The 23,472-nt window shown below is 43.8% G+C and carries 21 protein-coding genes; 11 read left to right on the top strand and 10 right to left on the bottom strand.

The features are described from left to right. The 3 genes from sdhA to sdhC are packed head-to-tail and all read right to left on the bottom strand — an operon-like array spanning position 1 to position 2,498. The gene (gene sdhA / locus Xsto_RS07310) at positions 1-1,767 is read right to left on the bottom strand and encodes a succinate dehydrogenase flavoprotein subunit (protein ID WP_099109101.1); all 1,767 of its coding nucleotides are present in this window, start codon (positions 1,765-1,767) and stop codon (positions 1-3) included. Further along, on the bottom strand, positions 1,768-2,115 hold the full coding sequence (gene sdhD / locus Xsto_RS07305; RefSeq protein WP_099109100.1) for a succinate dehydrogenase membrane anchor subunit: 348 nt from the start codon (positions 2,113-2,115) through the stop codon (positions 1,768-1,770). Further along, entirely contained in the window at positions 2,109-2,498 is a 390-nt protein-coding gene (gene sdhC / locus Xsto_RS07300; protein WP_099124690.1) for a succinate dehydrogenase cytochrome b556 subunit, read from the bottom strand. The genes sdhD and sdhC overlap by 7 nt, the downstream gene beginning before the upstream one ends. 646 nt (positions 2,499-3,144) lie before the next feature. Between sdhC and Xsto_RS07295 the strand changes: the two genes are divergently transcribed. Together Xsto_RS07295 and Xsto_RS07290 are read left to right on the top strand one after the other, a co-directional pair. Next, positions 3,145-4,428 (top strand): citrate synthase, encoded by a 1,284-nt coding sequence (locus tag Xsto_RS07295; protein WP_099109099.1) that lies wholly within the window; start codon positions 3,145-3,147, stop codon positions 4,426-4,428. Positions 4,429-4,571: 143 nt separating this feature from the next. Next, a complete protein-coding gene (locus Xsto_RS07290; RefSeq protein WP_099124636.1) occupies positions 4,572-5,576 on the top strand; it encodes a S66 family peptidase in 1,005 nt (334 codons plus the stop codon). A 34-nt stretch (positions 5,577-5,610) separates the two neighbouring features. On the opposite strand, the gene Xsto_RS07285 is transcribed toward Xsto_RS07290, so the two are convergent. Then, a complete protein-coding gene (locus Xsto_RS07285; protein ID WP_099124635.1) occupies positions 5,611-6,396 on the bottom strand; it encodes an AraC family transcriptional regulator in 786 nt (261 codons plus the stop codon). A gap of 122 nt (positions 6,397-6,518) precedes the next feature. Between Xsto_RS07285 and Xsto_RS07280 the strand changes: the two genes are divergently transcribed. Continuing rightward, positions 6,519-7,667 carry a multidrug effflux MFS transporter gene (locus Xsto_RS07280; protein WP_099124633.1) on the top strand — a complete coding sequence of 383 codons (1,149 nt, stop codon included), beginning with the start codon at positions 6,519-6,521 and terminating at the stop codon, positions 7,665-7,667. A gap of 35 nt (positions 7,668-7,702) precedes the next feature. On the opposite strand, the gene Xsto_RS07275 is transcribed toward Xsto_RS07280, so the two are convergent. From Xsto_RS07275 to Xsto_RS07260, 4 genes are all read right to left on the bottom strand, one after another. Then, the gene (locus tag Xsto_RS07275; protein WP_099124631.1) at positions 7,703-8,002 is read right to left on the bottom strand and encodes a helix-turn-helix domain-containing protein; all 300 of its coding nucleotides are present in this window, start codon (positions 8,000-8,002) and stop codon (positions 7,703-7,705) included. After that, positions 7,999-8,346, bottom strand: coding sequence for a type II toxin-antitoxin system RelE/ParE family toxin (locus tag Xsto_RS07270; RefSeq protein WP_425303992.1), 348 nt, complete (start codon positions 8,344-8,346; stop codon positions 7,999-8,001). Before Xsto_RS07270 ends, Xsto_RS07275 begins: the two co-directional genes overlap by 4 nt. Positions 8,347-8,431: 85 nt before the next feature. Continuing rightward, on the bottom strand, positions 8,432-9,175 hold the full coding sequence (locus Xsto_RS07265; protein ID WP_099109095.1) for a type 2 GTP cyclohydrolase I: 744 nt from the start codon (positions 9,173-9,175) through the stop codon (positions 8,432-8,434). A gap of 218 nt (positions 9,176-9,393) precedes the next feature. Next, positions 9,394-9,597: a YbfA family protein gene (locus tag Xsto_RS07260; protein ID WP_099109094.1), complete on the bottom strand. Its 204-nt coding sequence runs from the start codon at positions 9,595-9,597 to the stop codon at positions 9,394-9,396. Positions 9,598-9,947: 350 nt separating this feature from the next. Between Xsto_RS07260 and kdpF the strand changes: the two genes are divergently transcribed. From kdpF to kdpD, 5 genes are read left to right on the top strand one after another with little or no spacing between them, the layout of a single operon-like run. Then, positions 9,948-10,037 (top strand): K(+)-transporting ATPase subunit F, encoded by a 90-nt coding sequence (gene kdpF / locus Xsto_RS07255; RefSeq protein ID WP_099109093.1) that lies wholly within the window; start codon positions 9,948-9,950, stop codon positions 10,035-10,037. Beyond that, positions 10,038-11,744, top strand: a complete 1,707-nt coding sequence (gene kdpA, locus Xsto_RS07250; RefSeq protein ID WP_099124630.1) for a potassium-transporting ATPase subunit KdpA — start codon at positions 10,038-10,040, stop codon at positions 11,742-11,744. Between the two features lie 32 nt (positions 11,745-11,776). Continuing rightward, positions 11,777-13,843, top strand: coding sequence for a potassium-transporting ATPase subunit KdpB (kdpB, locus tag Xsto_RS07245; RefSeq protein ID WP_099124628.1), 2,067 nt, complete (start codon positions 11,777-11,779; stop codon positions 13,841-13,843). A 44-nt stretch (positions 13,844-13,887) separates the two neighbouring features. Further along, positions 13,888-14,475: a potassium-transporting ATPase subunit KdpC gene (gene kdpC, locus Xsto_RS07240; RefSeq protein ID WP_099124626.1), complete on the top strand. Its 588-nt coding sequence runs from the start codon at positions 13,888-13,890 to the stop codon at positions 14,473-14,475. Continuing rightward, positions 14,472-17,174, top strand: coding sequence for a two-component system sensor histidine kinase KdpD (gene kdpD / locus Xsto_RS07235; RefSeq protein ID WP_099124624.1), 2,703 nt, complete (start codon positions 14,472-14,474; stop codon positions 17,172-17,174). The genes kdpC and kdpD overlap by 4 nt, the downstream gene beginning before the upstream one ends. A 300-nt stretch (positions 17,175-17,474) precedes the next feature. Here the strand turns inward: kdpD and pgm are convergent, their stop codons facing one another. Continuing rightward, complete coding sequence (gene pgm, locus Xsto_RS07225) at positions 17,475-19,115, bottom strand: phosphoglucomutase (alpha-D-glucose-1,6-bisphosphate-dependent) (protein ID WP_099109087.1); 1,641 nt, start codon at positions 19,113-19,115, stop codon at positions 17,475-17,477. 120 nt (positions 19,116-19,235) lie between these two features. Beyond that, on the bottom strand, positions 19,236-19,769 hold the full coding sequence (gene seqA, locus Xsto_RS07220) for a replication initiation negative regulator SeqA (protein WP_099109086.1): 534 nt from the start codon (positions 19,767-19,769) through the stop codon (positions 19,236-19,238). A 260-nt stretch (positions 19,770-20,029) separates the two neighbouring features. On the opposite strand from seqA, the gene ybfF reads away from it, so the two are divergent. The 3 genes from ybfF (at position 20,030) to pxpA (ending at position 23,440) form a co-directional block, all read left to right on the top strand. Next, positions 20,030-20,809 (top strand): esterase, encoded by a 780-nt coding sequence (gene ybfF, locus Xsto_RS07215; RefSeq protein WP_099109085.1) that lies wholly within the window; start codon positions 20,030-20,032, stop codon positions 20,807-20,809. A 306-nt stretch (positions 20,810-21,115) separates the two neighbouring features. Next, entirely contained in the window at positions 21,116-21,871 is a 756-nt protein-coding gene (locus tag Xsto_RS07210; protein WP_099109084.1) for a class I SAM-dependent DNA methyltransferase, read from the top strand. An 801-nt stretch (positions 21,872-22,672) separates the two neighbouring features. Further along, complete coding sequence (pxpA, locus tag Xsto_RS07205) at positions 22,673-23,440, top strand: 5-oxoprolinase subunit PxpA (RefSeq protein WP_099124620.1); 768 nt, start codon at positions 22,673-22,675, stop codon at positions 23,438-23,440. Positions 23,441-23,472 lie beyond the last annotated feature (32 nt).

The following is a 23,472-nucleotide window of genomic DNA, read 5'->3' as shown; positions in this document are numbered from 1 at the left end:
TTAGTAAGAACGCACTTTCGGCGGGAAGGCTTCACGCAGTTTTGGCTGCATGTTAACTTCACGACGGGTCATGCTCTCAGTCTGCGGTAAATACAAGCTATGGCACAGCCAATTTGCATCGTCACGCTCTGGATAATCGAAACGGCTGTGTGCCCCACGACTTTCTGTACGATAGTTCGCAGCAACAGCAGTCGAATAAGCTGTTTCCATCAGGTTATCCAGCTCCAGACATTCGATACGCTGAGTATTGAATTCTGATGATGTATCATCCAGACGAGCATTATGCAGACGTTCACGGATGACTTTCAGTTCGTCCAGCCCTCTCGCCATTGCATCCCCTTCACGGAATACAGAGAAGTTGTGCTGCATACAGGCTTGTAATGCTTTACGAATCTCAACCGGATCTTCGCCTGAACGGGTATTATTCCAACGGTTCAGACGTTGCAGTGCTACATCAACATCAGACTCACTGGCATCACGGCTGGTTCCCTGCTCCATCAGACACTCTTTCAGATGCAGACCAGCAGAACGACCAAAGACCACTAAATCAAGCAAGGAGTTACCCCCCAGACGGTTTGCACCATGCACGGATACACAGGCAATTTCACCCACGGCAAACAGACCCGGAATGACAACATCTTCGCCTTTCTCATTAATAGTCAGTGCCTGACCGGTAATCTTGGTTGGAATACCACCCATCATATAGTGACAGGTTGGGATCACCGGAATCGGTTCTTTTACAGGATCTACATGAGCAAAGGTACGGGACAGCTCAAGGATACCCGGCAGGCGGGATTCCAGAACATCTTTACCCAGATGATCCAGTTTCAGTTTCACGTGAGGTCCCCATGGGCCTTCACAACCACGACCTTCACGAATTTCGATCATCATAGATCGGGCAACGACATCACGGCCAGCCAGATCTTTAGCATTTGGTGCGTAACGCTCCATAAAGCGCTCGCCATCTTTGTTCAGCAGATAACCACCTTCACCACGGCAGCCTTCTGTGACCAATACACCCGCGCCTGCAATACCTGTCGGGTGGAATTGCCACATTTCCATATCCTGCACCGGAACACCGGCACGCAGAGCCATACCAACACCATCACCTGTATTGATATGTGCATTTGTTGTGGATTGGAAAATACGACCAGCACCACCTGTCGCCAGAATAGTTGCCTTAGCTTTGAAATAGACAACTTCACCTGTCTCGATACAGATAGCTGTACAGCCAACAATGGCACCGTCCTGATTTTTGACTAAATCCAGAGAATACCACTCAGAGAAAATAGTCGTGTGGTTCTTCAGGTTCTGTTGGTACAGGGTGTGAAGTAATGCGTGACCGGTACGGTCAGCCGCAGCCGCAGTACGGGCAGCCTGTTCACCACCAAAATTCTTGGATTGACCGCCAAATGGACGCTGATAAATACTGCCATTATCCAGACGAGAGAATGGTAGCCCCATGTGTTCCAATTCGAGAATGGCTTCAGGACCGGTTTTACACATGTATTCTATGGCATCCTGGTCACCGATATAATCGGAACCTTTTACCGTGTCATACATATGCCATTCCCAGTTATCTTCATGAGTGTTACCCAGAGCAACTGTAATACCACCCTGAGCAGAAACTGTATGGGATCGGGTAGGGAAAACTTTAGAAATCAGGGCGCAGGACAGGCCCATTTGTGAAATTTGCAGTGCAGCACGCATACCTGCGCCACCAGCACCAATAACAACAGCGTCAAACTCTCTTACCGGCAGTTTCATTTATACACCCCACACCACAATTGTTCCGTAAATCAAATAAGCCAACAGCGCAACAATAATGACCAGTTGCAATACCAGACGCAGTGCCAGTGGCTTTACATAATCCGTCAGCACCTGCCACATCCCAATCCATGCGTGGACTAAAATGGAAAGCAGAGCCAATACGGTGAACACTTTTGTGAGAGAGAAGGAGAAAAAACCGCTCCAGACTTCATAGGTGATGTCTGACGTTGTTGCTACAAAACCAACTAGATAAAGAACATATAAAACAATAACGATTGCAGATGCACGTAACAACAGCCAGTCCTGAATACCCGTGCGCCCCAATGCGGATGCGTTGCTTACCATACTAATACCCCGGCCAGAATAGACAGAATAACTGCGATCACGATTGCCACTTTAGCAGAAGCTTTACCAGCGGCGAGACTCTCTTCCAAGAGACCAAAGTCCATCAAAACATGGCGGATCCCACCACAAATGTGGTAACCCAGCGCCGTCAATATCCCCCACAGGATAAATTTGGCGAAAAAGCCAGTCATGATTTCAGATGCATGCTGGAAGCCCTCTTGCGAAGACAGTGACATACCCAACAACCACAGCAGAATGCCGACTGCTATAAAGGTGATGACGCCTGAGATACGGTGCAAGATCGAAGCTATCGCGGAGATGGGTTGATTTATCGTCCGCAGATCGAGGTTGACAGGTCTTTGTTTTTTCACAATTTTGCCCACACAGCTTTTTTTATTTTCCATCCTCCGGCCCTGGGTGGGAATCAGACAGCGTTAAGAGGACACAAAGACACAACATAATTAAATTAACAATCCTTACTGTTTTCAACAAACGTTGTGATTTGATTACGCTGGGTGCTCCTACATCAGGTAATCCGGAGACCTTGACGCAGTATAAGTACTTCACATTGTTATTACAATTCCCACACAATATGATTATTAACATTTAGCTTGAACAGTGAGTAAGATCACGCTTCAAACATTTATCATAAAAACCATTATCTTGTTTGACAAAGATTAAACATTTATCTTACATATATGACGGTGCATAATATTTGCCGTCATTTTCCGATGAAAAAGTAAACTTCACGAAAAATGTGGGCTTTGTAAAAGTATCGTTACGACACAAAATGGTAACATTTTATGTTAGAAATACTTTAGATTGATATCCGGAAACTTTTTAACAACCTGAACACTATTGTCGTCCGTAAAATGAGATTTCAGCATTAAATCGATACCCGACAGAAACAAAGGGTATATACAGCCTGATTTTTAATTCTCTCCGGTAGCACAATGCCGTCGGCGCAGTAAGGATTACGCCTATTTAGGTTGTTAGGGGTTATAAGAAATAAGCGCTAAGGAGATGTAAATGGCTGATAAAAAGGCTACGTTGACCATAAATGGTTCAGCTGCTATCGAACTAGACGTACTAACGCCAACCCTAGGCTCTGAAGTAATTGACGTTCGTACCCTCGGCTCAAAAGGCTTCTATACCTACGATCCCGGTTTCACTTCCACTGCATCCTGCGAGTCGAAAATCACCTATATTGATGGCAATGAAGGCATTTTGTTGCACCGTGGTTTTCCCATCGATCAGCTTGCAATGAAATCAACCTATCTGGAAGTTTGTTATATTCTGCTTAATGGCGAACCACCAACTCCTGAGGAGTATGAAAAATTCAAAACAACGGTGACTCGTCATACTATGATTCACGAACAGATTACCCGCCTGTTCCATGGTTTCCGTCGTGATTCTCATCCTATGGCTATACTCTGTGGTGTTACAGGTGCTCTCGCTGCCTTCTACCATGATGCGCTGGATGTTAATAATCCCCGCCACCGAGAAATCACCGCATACCGTCTCATGTCTAAAATGCCAACTGTAGCGGCGATGTGTTACAAATATTCCGTTGGTCAGCCTTTTGTTTATCCGCGTAATGATCTCTCTTACGCCGGTAATTTCCTGTACATGATGTTCTCAACTCCCTGTGAGGAATATAAGGTCAATCCGGTACTGGAACGGGCAATGGATCGCATTTTTATTCTTCATGCAGACCACGAGCAGAATGCTTCAACTTCGACAGTACGTACAGCAGGTTCTTCTGGTGCTAACCCATTTGCCTGTATTGCTGCGGGGATTGCATCATTATGGGGGCCAGCACACGGCGGAGCAAATGAAGCTTGCCTACGCATGCTGGAAGAGATTCAGACTGTTGATCACATTCCTGAGTTTATTGCCCGGGCCAAAGATAAAAATGACGCTTTCCGCCTGATGGGCTTTGGTCATCGCGTCTATAAAAACTATGACCCACGCGCAACCGTAATGCGTGAAACCTGCCATGAAGTACTGGATGAACTGGGTCTGAATGATAGCCTGCTGGAAGTTGCCATGGAGCTGGAACGCATTGCCCTGAATGACCCCTACTTCATTGAGAAGAAACTGTACCCGAATGTCGATTTCTACTCAGGTATTATTTTGAAAGCGATGGGAATTCCGTCATCCATGTTTACAGTGATCTTCGCTATTGCCCGCACAATCGGCTGGATTGCACACTGGAATGAAATGCATGATGAAGGTATGAGGATTGCTCGTCCTCGCCAACTGTATACGGGTCATGCAGAGCGGGATTTTAACAGTCAGTTAAAAAAATAATCTGACGAGTTCGCTGGCACACTTCACACTAAAGTGTGCATTTTGCTGTACCTTAATGCCATTAGTATTGGCCTCCTGTCTGGCGGTTAAGGTACAGTATTCGTTGTGTGGTACCCATTATTTTTCGAATAAAAGGTAGCGCCATGATCCTTCCTAAAAAATTATCCATCGGTGAAACTATCGGTTTTTTCTCCTCTTCATCTCCTGCAACTGCTTTTGCTCCGACTCGTTTTGCCAGAAGTGTCCGTTATTTAGAAAGTAAAGGTTATAAAACAAAAGCCGGAATACTCACCGGTAAAAGCGACTTTTATCGTTCAGGAACCATTATGCAACGAGTGGAAGAGTTTAATACCCTGCTTCGTGACCCAGAAGTAAGGTGTGTTATGTCTACTATAGGAGGTAACAATTCAAACTCAATGCTGCCATATATTGATTATGATGCCATCAGAAAAGATCCTAAAATCATTATTGGTTATTCTGACATAACAGCACTTTTACTTGGAATATATCAGAAAACCAATGTAATCACTTTTTATGGCCCTGCATTAGTTGCTTCATTTGGTGAATTTCCACCTTTAGTTGATGAGACATTCAATCATTTTTCTCAAATAGTAAATAATAATCATTCTCTCCCTTTTATCTATAAACAACCTGAACATTGGGCTGATGAATATATCGAATGGGAAACGCAGATAATCCCTAAAAATACATATCCTAATAAGTGGATTTTTGATGGAAAAGGAACGTTCCGAGGCAGATTAATTGGTGGTAATTTAAATACGCTTTGTGGGATTTGGGGAAGTGAATATATGCCTGAAATTAAAACAGGTGATATTTTACTTATTGAAGACTGTTTCAAAGGAATAGAGCTGGTTGAACGCGCTTTTTCCCATCTGCTGTTATGTGGGATCTTTGATAAAGTTTCAGCAATTATTCTTGGAAAACACGAACAATTTGATGATAAAGGAACAGGAAGAAACTCTCTGGATGTGCTGAAAGAAGTTCTGAATGGGAAAGAAGTTCCTGTTCTGGCTGATTTCGATTGTTGCCATACACACCCAATGTTTACTATGCCACTTGGCGTTGACATTGTTGTCGATTTTGATTCAGAGTCTGTTTATCTGCCTGAACCATATTGTGTAAATTAACTATTTTTAAATAATTCAGAGTACAAATTAATTGTTAATCTCTATCTGTCTTCCTTTCTGAACCCGCCATATACTCCCGTGGCGGTCTTCCCATAATTTTACGGAAAAAAGTCACAAAAGCACTGTCACTGGTAAATCCCAGTTCCTGCGCAACATAAGATAACGTTTTGCCCTGAGCCAATAATTCTATTGCTTTAACCAATCGCCATTGCTGACGCCATTGCTGATAATTCATTCCCGTTTCACGCTTAAATATACGGGTAATCGTTTTTTCACTGGCTCCAATGTAAGTTGCAAGCACCTGTAGTGAAGGAGGTAATTGTTCAAAGGATAAACTCGCAAAACGGCGATCAGAAGGTAATGGTAATAACGTTGGCTCCCGCTGTGATTCGCAAATTTCATCAAGAAATACTGCCAGTAAATTTGCGTTTTTTCCCTGCTCCCAATCAGTATCAAACGGAGATATTGCGATACGTTCCAGAACAGCCTGTAACAAGGGAGTGGCTTCCAGTATCGCACACTGCTCCGGTAGACATTGTACTTCAGAAACATTGAGATAAATTGATCGATATCCGATGGAGCCTCGCATTTCTGCCCGATGCCGAGTCTTTGGTGGGATCCACGCAACTCGGGTTGGCGGCAAAATAGAGATCTGGCTGGCTAGTGTGATTTTGATACAGCCACGCTGAGTAAACAACAATTGCCCCATACCATGTTGGTGAAATCCGGAATCATGCTGTCCCATATCTGCGGCAATACCCGCAACGAGTACATTCAGATTATCCGGATCAAACTGATCACTCTGCCTCAGCCACGCCATATATAGTCCTCAAGTGTGAATGTCTGATTATATAAATATATTGTCTTTATTATCATAAATAGACAACCACTAAAATGTTAGCCTTCTGCTCACAAATCATTCACTGTCAGAAGAAAAATACTATGCAAATCCAACCACCACTTTGGTTAGCCATTGCTCTGATGATGTTTCCTCAGATTGTAGAAACCATCTATAGCCCGGCATTAACCAACATTTCCCGTGGATTTTCCGTCAGCGTGGAACAAGCTTCTCAAACCTTGTCACTCTACTTTTTCGCTTTTGCTATTGGCATAGTCGTATGGGGCCGATTGTGTGATGTTATTGGCAGGCGCCCCACCATTATTACCGGGTTATTATTGTATGGTGGTGCCTGTTTGCTGGCTCTATTAACTACACATTTCTGGCTACTACTTATTGCCAGAATGTTATCTGCTTTTGGTGCAGCAGTGGGGTCAATCGGAACACAGACTATGATGCGCGATAGCTATCGTGGTGAAGAGCTGACCCGTGTTTTCTCTATTATGGGCATTGCTCTGGCTGCCAGCCCTGCCATCGGTATGATCAGCGGTTCCATGTTGAATCATTTTGGTAATTATCAGGCGGTATTTGCAGGTCTGGCGATTTTGGCCGTTATCCTTACTGTGTGGTCTATGGCTCGTTTACCTGAAACACGCCCTACCACTGTTACCAAAGTCGTTTTATCAGAAACAGCCCGTATGATGCTGAAAGATATTTCAATCTGGCGAAGTGCTTTTCTTATCGCTTTATTTAATATTTGTCTATTTAGCTACTATCAACTGGCACCTTTCCGTTTTGATCAACTCGGAATATCACCAACACTGTTCGGCTACACCGGCCTGATTCTTGCTTTCGGTGTCATGTTAGGCTCTGTATTGAATAAGCTGTTGTTGAAAAAGAAGTGGAAAACCGAAAAACTCACTTTTCTTGCGGCATGTCTTACCCTGTTCAGTGGAGTTTTTGTTTATCTACTCGAAAATAGCTGGCTGTTTATTTTTCCCATGCTGGGAATAGTTATCGCCTACGGCGTCTCTATCCCGAACCTTCTCGCATCTGCGTTAACTCACTATACAGACAGGTTGGGCACAGCAGGCGCTTTATTGGGGTTATTTTACTACATGCTCTTGGCGGGAGGTTTGACAATTGCCGGCTGGAGTCAGGCTTTGGGTAATACACTGGCTTATTGTGGATTAGCCACTGTTCTTTTATCCCTGCCAGGCCTTATTATACCAAGCAGGGATAGTAAGTTTTGAAGTTAATAGCACCGAGAGAAATATTCCATCAGCGGCTATATATGAAAAATTTTTCCATTACCTGTCGGAAATTCTACAGTTAAGCTCAATTTTCCTCCCATAGCTTCAACGTAGCGTTTCAGGGTGACTAACTTTATATCATTACCCCGTTGTTCTATTTGAGTAATAGCTGGCTGGCTGATACCTAAACTATCAGCCAGCTTTTGTTGAGAAATATTTAACTCTTCTCTTAATAGCTGTAAGCCGGTTTCTAAAATCTGCTCATCAGCCATTTGTTCTATATCTTCACGATCTTCTACTGAAAATTCCTGAATTTTTTCTTTGAGAGTTTTCACTGTTTGTCCTCCAAATTCGCCAAATGTGCTTCATATTCAGCATCAGCAATTGGGATCATTTCTTTGTAAAAGCGCTTATCATTTAAAGCTTTATTACCCGCACATAAGACAATTGCCTGTCTTAGCGGATCAAATGCAAAAAGCGCTCTGAATGGCCTTCCTTTACATTGAATCCTTAGTTCTTTCATATTATTGAATTTTGAACCATATAAAGAATCAACTGCGGGACGGCCCAGTTGAGGACCAAAGACTTCTAACACACTCAGGTCTGCTAATATCTTCTTCTGTATACTGATATCTTGTTCATCAAGCCACTCTTCAAAGCGAGGAGTCAAAATTACAATCCACACGATAACCTCATAAGCTATGACTTATAATAGCATTATATAAGCTATAACTTATATATCAATTGTGTTTCATTGTAATACATCAAGCCGGATTAGGAATATCAACAAAAGTAACATCCAGCCCATGATGATTAGCTAACCATTCACCGAGTGTTTTAATGCCATAGCGCTCAGTTGCATGGTGCCCTGCTGAGTAAAAATGCATCCCCATTTCACGGGCAACATGGATAGTCTTCTCTGATACTTCCCCCGTCACAAAAGCATCAACACCAAAGTCAGCAGCCTGCTCAATAAAACTCTGGCCTCCCCCAGTACACCATGCAATAGTACGGATCTCTTCCCGTGCATTATCGCCGCAATGCAGCACCTTACGTTCTAGTCTTTGCTCAAGACGTTCAGTTAATTCTGCTGGGGTAATCGGTTGATCAAATACGCCATGAGGTAATAAAGCGTCAATGTTTCCTATGATCTTCACTCCCATCTGGCGGGCCAACTGAACATTGTTTCCCAAAGTGGGGTGTGCATCCAGCGGAAGATGGTAGCCATACAAGTTAATATCGTTACAGAGTAAAGTCTGCAAACGGCGGCGTTTCATGCCACGGATGACAGGTGATTCATTTTTCCAGAAGTACCCATGATGTACGATGATGGCATCCGCCTCCAGACGCACAGCTTCATCCAGCAAAGCCTGACAGGCTGTCACTCCCGTTATAACACGCTGAATATGGGGACGTCCTTCTACCTGTAATCCATTAGGGGCATAATCCTGAAACTCCCGAACATTCAATTCCGTATTAATTACATGTTCTAATTCAACATTATTCATTACACACTCCCCATTATTTAGCATTTTCACAATAGAATCCGCACCAATTTACTTGCCTATAGTGATATTGTCTGTTAGTAGTAATAACACATCTGCAGCAATAAGCGATAAAAGTAAAACACCCTGCCAGCTTAAGCAGGCAGGGTGCAAGAATACTATATCCGGAAAACTATATCAGGCAGAAAAACGAAGAGCAGGACTCTGCCAAGAGGGGAAATTTAGGGGTTTAGCGTATCTGAAGCAACTTCTGTGCGTTCCAGCCAAACTGGTTTATCACTGGTTTTTACCCATACTTTATGTAAGTAGCTGTAGAAACGGGCACGCTCACGACTAAACAGCATAAAAGGAAGTGCAATAACGCCTAATGCGACGGCACCAATGCGCCGCAAGAGAACCTGATGCCGGGAATATTCACGATACATAGAGACCTCCTCAAATGGGCAATAACTCAATAACTGTAAGACCTGATAAATTTTACTCGATAAAATGAAAATTTACTACTGATCCGACCACTTTTTTACTGCTTAAAATCACTGTTTTTTTATCTTAGCGTAATTTTATTACAAATAAATGATCTAAACAGAAACAAAACCAACATATTAAAAACATAAAATTAACCTGTCAGGTTTTGCTAAACTTACTTTTCACAGAGTCCAATTAATCAGTATTACTTATATTTACTTTGTGCTTTCAGGTTCTCTTTTTATCACTTCTTGATTAGTCATTTTATTTTAATCCGGTTTGTTATTAAGAAGTAACAAGGAGATAAATAGTGAATAACTTACTTATTATTGGCGCTATTCTGGTAGTGTTATTACTTTTCTATCTGGTTTATGCATTATTGAATGCGGAGGATTTCTAGATGGAAACCTCTGCTTTTTTACTTGTCGCTACTTTCTTATTATTACTATTTATATTAAGTAAACCTCTTGGACATTTAATCGCAAATCTTATTGAGGGCGATTTACCTCATCGGCTCACCAATGCCGAAATGATTTTATGGCGTTGTTGTGGCCTAAAAAAACCGGGTGACAATGTTAAAGAAATGAACTGGTGGCAATATTCATTTGCTATTATTGCCTTTAACCTTGCAGGTTTATTATTACTATTTATCCTATTGATAAGCCAAAAATATCTGCCTCTTAATCCCCAGCATTTTGCTGGTATGAAATGGGATTTAGCTCTCAATACAGCAATCAGCTTTATCACCAACACGAACTGGCAGGCCTACAGTGGCGAAAATACCCTCAGTTACCTGAGCCAGATGGCTGGGTTAACCGTTCAAAATTTCCTGTCTGCTGCAACAGGTATTGCTATCGCTTTTGCACTGATACGGGCGTTTTCCCGACAAGGTGTGAAAACACTGGGAAATGCCTGGATTGATATCACCCGCATTACACTCTATCTGCTGCTTCCTTTAGCGATCATTATCGCGTTGATCCTTGCCAGTCAGGGGGTGATCCAAAACTTCTCTCCATATATTTCTGTTCATACCCTTGAAGGCCATCAGCAATTACTTCCGATGGGACCGGTCGCCTCTCAAGAAGCCATCAAAGTATTAGGAACAAATGGAGGTGGTATATTTGGCGCGAACTCAGCTCATCCTTTTGAAAATCCTAATACGATCAGTAATTTCGTACAGATGATTTCCATCTTCTTGATCCCCAGTGCGTTGTGCTTCGCCTTTGGTCTGGTTGTTGGAGACAATCGGCAAGGGTACTCCCTGTTATGGGCTATGGGGATTATCTTTGTGATTTCTGTCGCCATCGTGATGTGCGCTGAAACTATGGGAAATCCCCATTTCATGCCATCCGGCATTAACAGCAATATTAATATGGAAGGAAAGGAATCCCGTTTTGGTATTCTTGCCTCTTCCCTTTATGGCGTAGTCACCACTTCAGCCTCCTGCGGAGCGGTTAATTCAATGCATGATTCCTTTACAGCATTGGGAGGCATGATACCGCTCTGGCTCATGCAAATCGGCGAAGTCGTCTTTGGCGGTGTAGGTGCCGGGATTTATGGCATATTGTTATTTGTCCTGCTGGCTGTCTTTATTGCCGGCCTGATGATTGGCCGTGCCCCTGAATATCTGGGCAAAAAAATTGATGTTCATGAGATGAAAATGGTCGCGTTGGCGATTCTGGTCACTCCTTCCCTTATTCTACTGGGAACCGCACTGTCCGTTTCATTCGAGGCAGGAAGAAGTGCTGTAGCAAACCCAGGGGCACATGGTTTCACCGAAATACTCTATGCTGTTACATCTGCGGCTAATAACAATGGCAGTGCTTTTGCCGGTCTGGCAGCCAACAGTGTATTTTACAATCTGCTTTTAGGTTCCATCATGCTCCTCGGGCGATTTGGCATCATTCTGCCTGTCCTATCCATCGCCGGATCAATGAGCAGTAAAAAACGGCAGCCTATCAGCAACGGTACCCTACCCACTCACACCACATTATTCATTGGCTTATTGATTTTAGTCATCTTATTGATTGGAGCACTCACTTTCATACCCGCACTGGCTCTTGGTCCTATTGCAGAGCATTTACAGCTTTGGCAACTATCACAATAAGTGAAGTTGTGAAATAAATTGTGAGATAAGTGATGAGAAATAAAAAGCAGGCATTATTTGAATCCGGATTAGTTCGTCAGGCAATTATCGATTCAGTAAAAAAATGTCATCCTGCCGTCCAATGGCATAATCCGGTTATGTTTGTCGTTTACCTCGGTAGCTGTCTGGCTACTTTATTATGGCTCAGTATTCTGACCGGACAAACGACTGGTGATGCCCTCTTTACCGGCTCCATTGCTTTATGGTTATGGTTCACTGTATTGTTTGCCAATTTTGCAGAAGCGCTGGCAGAAGGACGCAGTCAGGCTCAGGCCTCCAGTCTGAAAGGAGTCAAAAAAACAACGTGGGCAATCAGGCTTTCATCCCCCAGCCGCGATGCGGCAAAAGAAAAAGTCACTTCCGATTGTTTACGCAAAGGCGATATTGTACTGATAGAAGCGGGTGAAATTATCCCCTGCGATGGTGAAGTCCTTGAAGGTGGTGCATCTGTTAACGAAAGCGCCATTACCGGCGAGTCAGCACCAGTGATACGGGAATCCGGCGGTGATTTTTCTTCCGTGACGGGAGGAACCCAAGTACTGTCAGACTGGTTAATCGTAGAGTGTTCCGTCAATCCGGGAGAAACCTTCCTCGACCGGATGATCTCAATGGTTGAAGGAGCCAAGCGGCGGAAAACCCCGAATGAAATAGCCCTGACCATTTTACTTACCGCGCTCACCATCATTTTCCTGCTAACCTGTGCCAGCTTACTCCCCTTTTCCCTATTCAGTATTGAAGCCAACCACACTGGTGCACCTATCACAGTTACCGTTCTGATTGCACTTTTAGTGTGTTTAATCCCCACTACTATTGGCGGGCTGCTTTCTGCTATTGGTGTTGCAGGAATGAGCCGCATGCTGGAAGCCAATGTCATTGCCACCAGCGGACGTGCCATTGAAGCCGCAGGGGATGTCGATGTGCTGTTACTGGATAAAACCGGAACAATTACTTTGGGAAATCGTCAGGCCTCTCAGTTTCTGCCCGCTCCCGGCGTTACAGAACGGCAGTTAGCTGATGCTGCACAGCTTTCTTCTCTGGCAGATGAAACACCGGAAGGTCGCAGTATCGTCATTCTGGCAAAACAGCGCTTCAATATGCGTGAGCGTGATCTGCGGACATTAAATGCTACATTTGTTCCTTTTTCTGCCATGACCCGCATGAGCGGAGTCAACATCAACGATCGCCTGATCCGCAAAGGTGCTGTTGATGCCATCCGACGCCATATTGAAGCCAACCGCAGTCAATTCCCTGAAGCCATTAATCTGTTGGTGCAACAGGTTGCCAGCAAAGGGGGAACACCGCTGGTTGTCGCTGAAAATCAGCGGGTTTTGGGTGTCGTTGCCCTGAAAGATATTATTAAAGGCGGAATTAAGGAGCGTTTCAGTGAAATGCGCAGGATGGGGATCAAAACGGTGATGATCACCGGTGATAACCACCTGACAGCCGCGGCCATTGCGGCTGAAGCCGGTGTCGATGATTTTCTGGCGGAAGCGACACCGGAAGCAAAACTGACTTTGATTCGCCAGTATCAATCTGAAGGGCGTCTGGTTGCCATGACCGGCGATGGAACAAACGATGCCCCAGCACTGGCTCAGGCTGATGTGGCCGTTGCCATGAATTCAGGAACTCAGGCCGCAAAAGAGGCCGGTAATATGGTGGATCTGGATTCCAATCCCACGAAATTAATTGAAGTGGTACGTATTGGTAAGCAAATGCTGATGACCAGAGGCTCTTTAACCACATTTAGTATTGCCAATGACATTGCTAAGTATTTCGCCATTATTCCGGCTGCATTCGCTGTCACTTATCCGCAACTTAATGCGCTGAATATCATGCACCTCCATTCACCGCAATCAGCAGTGCTGTCAGCAGTTATTTTCAATGCGCTTATCATTATTTTTTTACTGCCACTCGCTCTGAAAGGCATCAGTTATCGTCCGATGAATGCTCTGTCACTTCTGAGACGTAATCTATGGATATATGGTCTGGGTGGTTTGCTGATGCCTTTTGCGGCGATCAAACTGATCGATATGTTACTCACTGTATTAGGCTTTAAATAGATCATCATCCTCTCGGGATTTGACTATCAGGTAAGGTGAAAAAAATGACTTGGTTACGTTCTTCCATTGTTCTGTTGATATTTCTCACCCTGATCACCGGGATCGCATATCCGTTGCTGATCACTGGCCTGTCCACAACCTTGTTTCACCATCAGGCGACAGGTTCACTCATTGAACAGGATGGTGAATTGCTTGGTTCAGAATTAATCGGTCAGGAATTTACCAAAGCGAACTATTTTCATGGACGGCCTTCAATGACTGCTGGACAACCTTATAATGCACAGTCATCCGGGGGGAGTAATCTCGCACCAACTAACCCGTTTTTATTCCAGAAAATACAACAGCGCATTATTAAAATACGTCTATTTAACCACCCGGAAAATCATCCTATTCCTGTCGATTTAGTCACCGCATCCGGTAGCGGCCTTGATCCCCATATTTCACCTGAAGCTGCTGTATTTCAGGCTCATCGTATTGCTACAGCCCGGCACCTGCCGGTAGATTTAATCAACAAGCTGATTGAGGAGAACATCGAATTTCCGCCAATACACTACTTAGGTCAGCCTGTTGTCAACGTACTGAAACTCAATCTGGCGTTAGATAACCAGCGAGCACAAGGTAAGTCGCGATGACTGAGACAGAACCACAGCGTCCTGATCCAGACAATTTGCTGACGCTGGCAAATGAAAAGCCACGGGGCAAACTGAAAATTTTCTTCGGAGCCTGTGCCGGAGTAGGAAAAACCTACGCCATGTTACAGGAAGCTCAACGTTTGCTGGCTCAGGGGCTGGATATTATTGTCGGCGTCGTTGAAACTCACGGACGGCAGGAAACCGCGGCACTCTTAAAAGGTCTGCCACAGTTGCCGCCAAAATATATCTACTCAGCTCAACGCAGAGTCCCGGTATTTGATATTGATGCAGCTATTGCCCGCCATCCTGCCATCATCCTGATGGATGAATTAGCCTACAGTAATCCGAAAGGTTGTCGTCATCCCAAACGCTGGCAGGATGTGGAAGAACTGCTGGAAGCGGGTATTGATGTCCTGACTACCATTAACGTACAGCATCTGGAAAGCCTGAATGATATCGTCGGTGGTATTACCGGTATCCGGGTGAGGGAAACTATTCCCGATCATATCTTTGATAATGCCGACGATGTTGTCTTAGTGGATCTTCCACCCGATGATCTGCGCCAGCGCCTTCACGAAGGTAAAGTTTATATTCCGGCTCAGGCTGAACGGGCTATTGAACATTTTTTCCGTAAAGGAAACCTGATCGCTCTGCGTGAACTGGCCTTGCGCCGTACCGCAGATCGTGTGGATGATCAGATGCGCGCTTTCCGCGATACACGGGGGAAAGAGCCTGTCTGGCATACGCGGGATAACCTGCTGTTATGTATCGGCGATAATCATGGTAATGAGAAATTGATCCGCAAGGCAGCCCGGCTTGCCGCGAAACTGGACTGTATCTGGCATGCCGTTTATGTTGAAACGCCTAAATTACACCGGTTGCCGGAAATCAAACGTCGAACTATTTTAAAAACATTGATGCTGGCACAGGAACTCGGAGCAGAGACAGCCACACTTTCGGAGCCTCATAAAGAAAAAGCCATCCTCCGCTACGCCAGAGAACACAACCTCGGAAAAATCATCGTCGGGCGCTACCATAGTTTATATTCCACCCTCTTTAGCCATCGATGGCGTTCTGATTTTGTCGGGCGTTTAGGTAAACTTGGTCCCGATCTGGATATCATTATTATTGCCCTTGAAGATAAAAAACAGCACTGGATCAAAGAGCCGGCTGAGCAACGCTTATCCAGTGACAAGTGGATAAACCAGCTTCAGGGGTTCCTGATCGCAATTATCCTGTGTACCTTTATTACCTTATTTTCTCGAACAGTTTTATTCCCTCTCGATAAAGCCAACCTGATCACCCTTTATCTACTGGGTGTTGTTGTTATTGCGTTATTTTACGGGCGCTGGCCTTCGGTATTTTCTGCTTTTATCAACGTTGCCAGTTTCGATATCTTTTTTGTCAAACCTCATCTGTCACTGGCCGTTAATGATATGCAATATCTGCTTACCTTTACGGTCATGCTGATCGTGGGAGTGGTCGTCGGGAACTTGACCGCAGGTATACGCTATCAAGCCAGAATTGCGCGCTATAGGGAGCAGCGGACACGGCATTTATATGAAATCACCCGTGAACTCGGCCGGGCACTGAATGAAGAAGACGTTGCCCGTATCAGTTATCATTTTTTATCCAATAGCTTTCAGGCAAAAACAGGGTTATTACTGCCGGATGGCAATAATCATCTTTATCAGGTGAAATCCTACAATGGTGGGCAGATGTTAGTTGATGAAGCCATCGCCAAATGGTGTTTTGATAAAAAACAACCCGCGGGAGCAGGAACAGATACTCTACCGGGCGTGCCTTATCAGTTAATTCCCATCGCCACGCCGTCACAAATTTTTGCTGTCCTTGCGATTGAATCATCGAACCCCCGACAACTATTGGTGCCTGAGCAACAACGGTTACTACAGATTTTTACCGGAATTATTGCTAACGCGCTGGAGCGATTACATCTGGCCCGTGGTGCAGAATCCGCCAAGCTGGAGAGTGAATGGGAACAATTACGTAATTCATTTATGACAGCCCTGTCACATGATTTGCTGACACCATTAACCCGCCTGTCTGAACAAACAGAAGTACTCAGACAGAATTTATCGGTTACAAACTCTCAGCATGCTAAACAATTTCAGTATATTCATCAGCAGATCCTTAATATTTCACATCTGGTGAATAACATGCTGGATATCGTGCGTATCCAATCAGGCAGCCTTCAGCCTAATTTTGGCTGTTATTCACTGAAAGAAATCATTGATAGTGCTTTACGCTCACTCGATTATGCTTTAAGCCGTTATAAGATAGATCTTTCCCTGCCTGCTGATTTGTCCCTACAGTGCGACGCCTCTTTATTAGAGCGTGTATTTGTCAACCTACTGGAAAATGCCATCAAATATACAGATAAAGGTTCAGCACTGGGTATCAGAGCAACAATTGAAAAAGAAAAGGTCAATATCGAAGTTTGGGATACCGGTTCAGGATTACCGGGCGGGAAGGAAAAATCCATTTTTGATAAATTTTCACGTATCCCCCGTAAACATCACAAACCCACGGCCACTAATTCCGGGTTAGGGCTAACGATTTGTTATCACATTATTGAAATTCACAATGGAAAAATATGGGCGACAAATAATGAGAAAGGTGGAGCCAGTTTCCATTTTTCCCTGCCGATTTGTTCCACCAATGATAATCGAGAAAAATGACATGCAGATCTAATTAAATGATAAGGAAATAACCCTATGAAGCAGCTAATAACCCTATCGCTATCCACCATTCTGGTATTAACCTCATGGAGTACACATGCAATACCATCAGGGTTATCTAATACACCGGCACAATGTCAGGACCGAGCATATACTATATGTAAAAAACATATCGATCATCCTAAAAAGTACCAATTTTGTCTTGAAGAAATCTATGACACATGCATACGTCAATAATGTTTGTTTTAACAAAAAGCCGCAGCAAAAGCAGCGGCTTTTTTCATCAGTATTCAGCGCTAATTAACCCGCAGCAAATACTTGGTTAACAATCTCCTGAGCTTCCTGCTCGATTTTTTCACGGTGTTCTGCACCAAGGAAACTCTCGCAATAAATTTTATATGCTTCTTCTGTACCTGAAGGGCGCGCCGCAAACCAGCCGTTATCACTCATCACCTTCAGGCCGCCAATAGAAGCACCATTGCCGGAAGCAGTTGTCAGGCGAGCCGTAATTGGATCACCTGCCAGCGTATCCGCTTTTACCATTTCCGGTGACAACTTAGATAACTGTGCTTTCTGCTGATGACTTGCCGGAGCCTGAAGACGGCTATAACTCGGTGTACCAAAACGAGCCGCCAATTTGTCATAGCGCTGCTGTGGATTTTCACCGGTCACTGCCATCATTTCCGCCGCAAGCAGGCAAAGAATGATGCCGTCTTTATCTGTTGACCACGGAGTACCATCAAAACGCAGGAAAGATGCGCCCGCACTTTCTTCTCCACCGAAGCCCAGCTCACCTTTATATAGCCCGTCAACAAACCATTTAAACCCGACAGGAACTTCCACCAGTTCACGTCCCAGATCAGCCACAACCCGATCAATCATGGCACTGGAAACCAACGTCTTACCCACGGCCACTTTCTCAGACCATTGCGGACGATGACGGAACAGGTAATCCACTGCGGTCGCCAGATAATGGTTAGGGTTCATCAGGCCGGCTGGGGTAATGATGCCGTGGCGGTCATAATCAGGATCATTGGCGAATGCCAAATCGAATTTATCCCGCAATTCCAGCAAGCCGGCCATCGCCCAGCGGGATGAACAATCCATCCGGATCACACCATCACGATCCAGTGTCATAAAGCGGAAAGTCTGATCAATGTTATCATTCACCAGCGTCAGATCGAGATTATAATACTCACCAATACGCTGCCAGTAAGCAATACCTGAGCCACCCAAGGGATCAATCCCGATTTTCAGACCCGCTTTCTGAATTGCTGCCATATCGACAACTTCACCCAACGCGGTGACATAAGGATCAACTAAATCCTGAGGGTGCAAATATTCACTTTTTAAGGCCTGTTCGTAAGGCTGGCGTTTAACGCCTTTCAGATTACCAGCCAACAATTCATTAGCCCGATTTTCAATAACGGAAGTCAGATCCGTATCGGCCGGGCCACCATTAGGCGGATTATATTTAATACCACCGTCTTCCGGTGGATTATGAGAAGGAGTAATTACAATACCATCCGCCAGATTTTTTCCCTGACGGTTATAAGACAAAATGGCATGTGAAATAGCAGGCGTTGGCGTAAAACCATTATTCTCCTGCACGACCACATCAACACCATTCGCTGTCAGTACTTCCAACACGGAAATAAAAGCGGCTTCAGAAAGTGCATGTGTATCTTTCCCGATATAACACGGGCCAGTAATATCATATTGCTTACGTACTTCTACAATCGCCTGAGAAATTGCCAGAATATGCGCTTCGTTAAAGCTATTACGCCCGGCACTGCCACGATGGCCAGAAGTACCAAACTTGACTTTATGGGCCGGATTTTCGGGATTGGGTTGTAAGGTATAATACTGTGAAGTGAGGAGTGCAACATTGATCAAATCATGCTGCTGGGCCAGTTGCCCTGCCCTAGGATGAATCGCCACTTTATTTCTCCTGAAAGGCTGCACCGGACAGTCGCCAGTGCAGTATAAAACAGATACGCTGAACGGTTTAGAGAGTTAATTGATTAACCGCAGACTGCTGATTAAACCTAAACGCCGAATCTAAATAGTGCCACACACTTTTTCAATCAAATTTACCGGTAAACTCATATCCTGCATAACTTGCTCAATCATGCTACGTTTACGATCAGTATTGGTATTGGTGATCACCCAAAAAGGTGTGCCGGGGATATGGCGAGGTTTGGTTTGTTTACCGCTGGCCAGCAGCGTATGTTCATCACCGGCAAAATACGTGCGGGTACGACCATGCATTGCTTCTGTTGTTCTGGCGAAACTTTCGCTGTCCAGACTATACAACGTAGACAGTACTAACATGAAACGCTCAACGGATTTTTTCTTTTCAGCATATTCATCGGAAAGCAGTAACTCGCGTATAACGCGGACAGTATCTCGGGGACGTACAGCTGGTATTTTGTTGACGGGTACAGGTTCACTGGCAGGCTGTGTAGTTTGTACTGGCTGCCCGGCGTCCAACTTCAGTATGCGCCGTAAAATATCAGATGCACTTTCACCGATATGCAGGGTTTGGCTTGCAATAAAGCGGTAAAGGTCTTCATCAACTTCTATCGTTTTCATTTCTATCCAGTACTGTTCTTAATGAAAAAATTATCCCCAGATTATAAGATATAATGCAACAAAACAAAACAATTAAACTTTCAATAACTTAAAGTGATTCTTTCTTAAATTGAGAATTGAAAAGAAAGAAACTTTTCCCCTAAAATAAATCAATTAGTTACAGCCGATATCCCTCATTTTGTTTGTCTCTGCTGATGTGTCATGATATTAAACTCTACAATATTAAACATTGTATGAACGTCATTAAACTCAGGCAAATTATGAAGTCAAACAATCAATTAAATTATCATTTACACAAACCCGAAAATCCGTTGTCTTCCACTCCCATTATCCTTATCCATGGACTTTTTGGTGATTTAAACAACTTAGGAATATTAGGGCGTGATTTACAGCAATATTATCCGGTGATTCAGATTGATGTACGAAATCACGGTATTTCTCCCCGCATGGAAAATATGGATTATCGTGACATGGCACAAGATGTGCTGGCACTTCTTGACGAACTCGATATAGCAAAAGCCATCATTATAGGTCATTCCATGGGGGGAAAAATCGCCATGAGCATGACAGCAATTGCCCCGGAGCGCATTGAAAAAATCGTGGTGATTGATATGGCTCCGGTTGCTTATCAGGCAAGGCGTCATGACAGTATTTTTGCGGCACTGCACAAAGTAACGGAAGCAGGTGTACAAACCCGGCAGGCGGCTACAGACATCATGCTTGAAGATATTAAAGAAGATGGCGTGATTCCATTTCTACTAAAATCATTCCGTCAGGGGGAATGGAGATTTAACCTACCCGTACTGCAAAAAGAATACGAAAAAATTATCGGCTGGGAAACAATTCCGGCATGGCATAAACCAGCTTTATTTATTCGTGGTGGGAACTCCGATTACATTACGGAAGAATACCGTCAGGATATTATTAATCAATTCCCACAAGCCACTGCCTGGGTTGTCGCGGGAGCCGGTCATTGGGTTCATGCAGAGAAACCTGAAGCAGTACTACGGGCAATTCACCGATTTTTAGGCACTGAATAAAAAAATAGGATATCAGTCTAACGAAATATATGGGTTGATATCCTTACTAAACTTACCCGATATTATTATAGAATAACAATATACTTAAAATAAAATATCCAATTTATTTATCATGTTCCATTAAAATAACATACCTGATATAAAAATAATCATATTAAACTGGGTATTTATATATTAAGGTAAAACCCAGAAAAAAACATCAAATATTATATCACTAACAAATTTAATTCTTATAAAACAGCAAAAAATTCCGCTTATTTTTTACCTTAGTTTTGTTTCTTTTATCTTAGTTAAGGACAGAAAGTAATGAATGAAAAAAACGTATATAACGCTATCGCTGATGTTTATGAAAGATTTTCAGATTCTGCTCCGCAGATAGAGGTAGAAATCAGGACGGTTTTTGAGCTGGCAGGTGAGATACAAGGAAAATCAGTATTAGATTTAGCCTGTGGCTATGGCCTGTTTAGCCGGCTTTACAAAAGTCGTGGGGCATCAAAAGTTGTCGGTGCCGATATCTCAACTAACATGATTGAAATTGCAAGAAACAAATCTCGGCAATATGGTGATGGTATCGAATTTCATGTCAGAGATGTCTGCAATATGGAATCACTGGGTAAATTTGACATCATTAACGCATCCTGGCTATTTTGTAATGCTATCTCACTCGAAGAACTTGAAATGATGTTCCGCACTGTTGCTAATAATCTGGCACCTTCCGGTAAATTAATTGCTTACACTATTGAGCCTGACTACCGGTTAACTAAAGGCAATTGTTCCAATTATCTCTGCGATATTCTTAGCGAAGAGCACTGTAGAGGCGGTCTCCTCTTTAAAGCCGAATTTACCTTTCCATCACGTAATCCTCCTCTTCCTCCTGCGCCTTTTACAATGTACAGCTGGAGCCGTGAACAACACGCAGAGGCAAGTCATAAAGCGGGTTTACAGATTGAGTGGCATAAACCTATGCTGTCACAAAGTGATATTGATAACCAGCCAGCAGGTTTTTGGGACACTTACCAGAATAACTGCCATGAAGCCGCGTTTGTTTGTAAATTCCTATAATATCAGTCAATCAAACTCCTCACTTATCAACATAGGTCATCAAAATGGCATATTGAAGAGTGAAGAACATAAACGGTATTCATCGCGATAAAATAAAATTCAATCTCACCATTGAATGCAAAATCTAAAATAGAATATCAACCCGAATATTAATATGGGTTGATATTCCTTCTAAAAATAGATGGTTATCATTAATAGAAATAGCTTACCAGAATAACTGCCATGAAATATCCCTTGTTTGTAAGTTACGATAATATACACTTCGTCTTTCAAGTTGCCTCTTTGTTGGCTGCGCTCGTTCACCCTAGTCACCGTCTTTATAAACATACGGTTATCTATGCTCCCGGGGATTTACTCCCTTTCCGCCGCGATGCATCTTGAAATCCATTGTGTATACCAATTAATTATTTTCTTCATCTTTCAACTTGTACCAATAAAATGGGAAATTGAAGGATGAAGAATATAAATCTATAACCTCTGATAATTATATCTTGCGATAAACTTTCCCATTCTTGGTGAAGAAGAAGCCATTCTGTCTCAATAAATATCATCCAAAAGCGCCCCATTGTGCGGAAAAACCAAAGTAAATTCCGTGACATTATTCCTATCTGATTAATTTCATAATATATCCAATCGGTTTGCCATAATATTTAGCAAGATCATGTGCCGGCTTAAACGAACACATGGCCTATACTCAATGGGATTTCAATATGTATCGCGTGGGCATCAGAAAAAAATTTCTTCTTTTTGTCATACCATATTATATTTTTGACATTCAGTTCACAATTTGAGCGCATGACTATGATAAACATCGATCTCAACTCAGACATTGGCGAAGGCTTCGGCCCGTGGACTATCGGCGATAATGTGGATGAATCAATTATGGCATTAATCAGCTCAGCCAATATAGCCACCGGTTTTCATGCGGGCGATCCCTGCATTATGCGTAAAACCGTGGAGCTGGCACACCAAAAAGGTGTGTCCATTGGTGCCCATCCCGGGTTCCGCGATCTTGCCGGATTTGGCCGCCGCCATATCAATACCACCCCACAGGAATTAACCAACGATGTGTTATATCAGCTCGGTGCATTACGCGAATTTGCTGCGCTGTATAACCTTCCGCTACAGCATATAAAACCACATGGTGCCTTATATATGCATCTGGCCCGTGACAGCGATGCTGCGCATTACTTCGTCTCCACACTGCATAAACATGCTCCTGAACTGGCCATATTCTGTATGCACGGTTCGGCTATCTGGCGTGAAGCTACCACACTCGGTCATCCTGTGGTTTGTGAGTTCTACGCTGACCGCGATTACGATCTCAGTGGCTCTATTGTATTTACCCGTCGGGTTGAGCCTCTCGATCCTGAAATAGTCGCTGATAAAGTGTTACGAGCCTGTCAGGAGGGTAAAGTCCGTACCGTAGAAGGAGCCGATATTGACGTTGAATTTTCCTCTGTCTGCCTGCACAGCGATACCCCCGGCGCACTCCCGCTACTTCAGGCAATAGTCACCCGTTTACAGCTCGCAGGCATCACGATTACACCTCCACACCAGCACAAATGACGGTATAAATTTTAATGAGGAGGAGTGCTAAT

This window comes from Xenorhabdus stockiae, from assembly GCF_002632825.1.
Lineage (GTDB): Bacteria > Pseudomonadota > Gammaproteobacteria > Enterobacterales > Enterobacteriaceae > Xenorhabdus > Xenorhabdus stockiae.
This window is presented reverse-complemented; position numbering and strand designations above follow the sequence as displayed.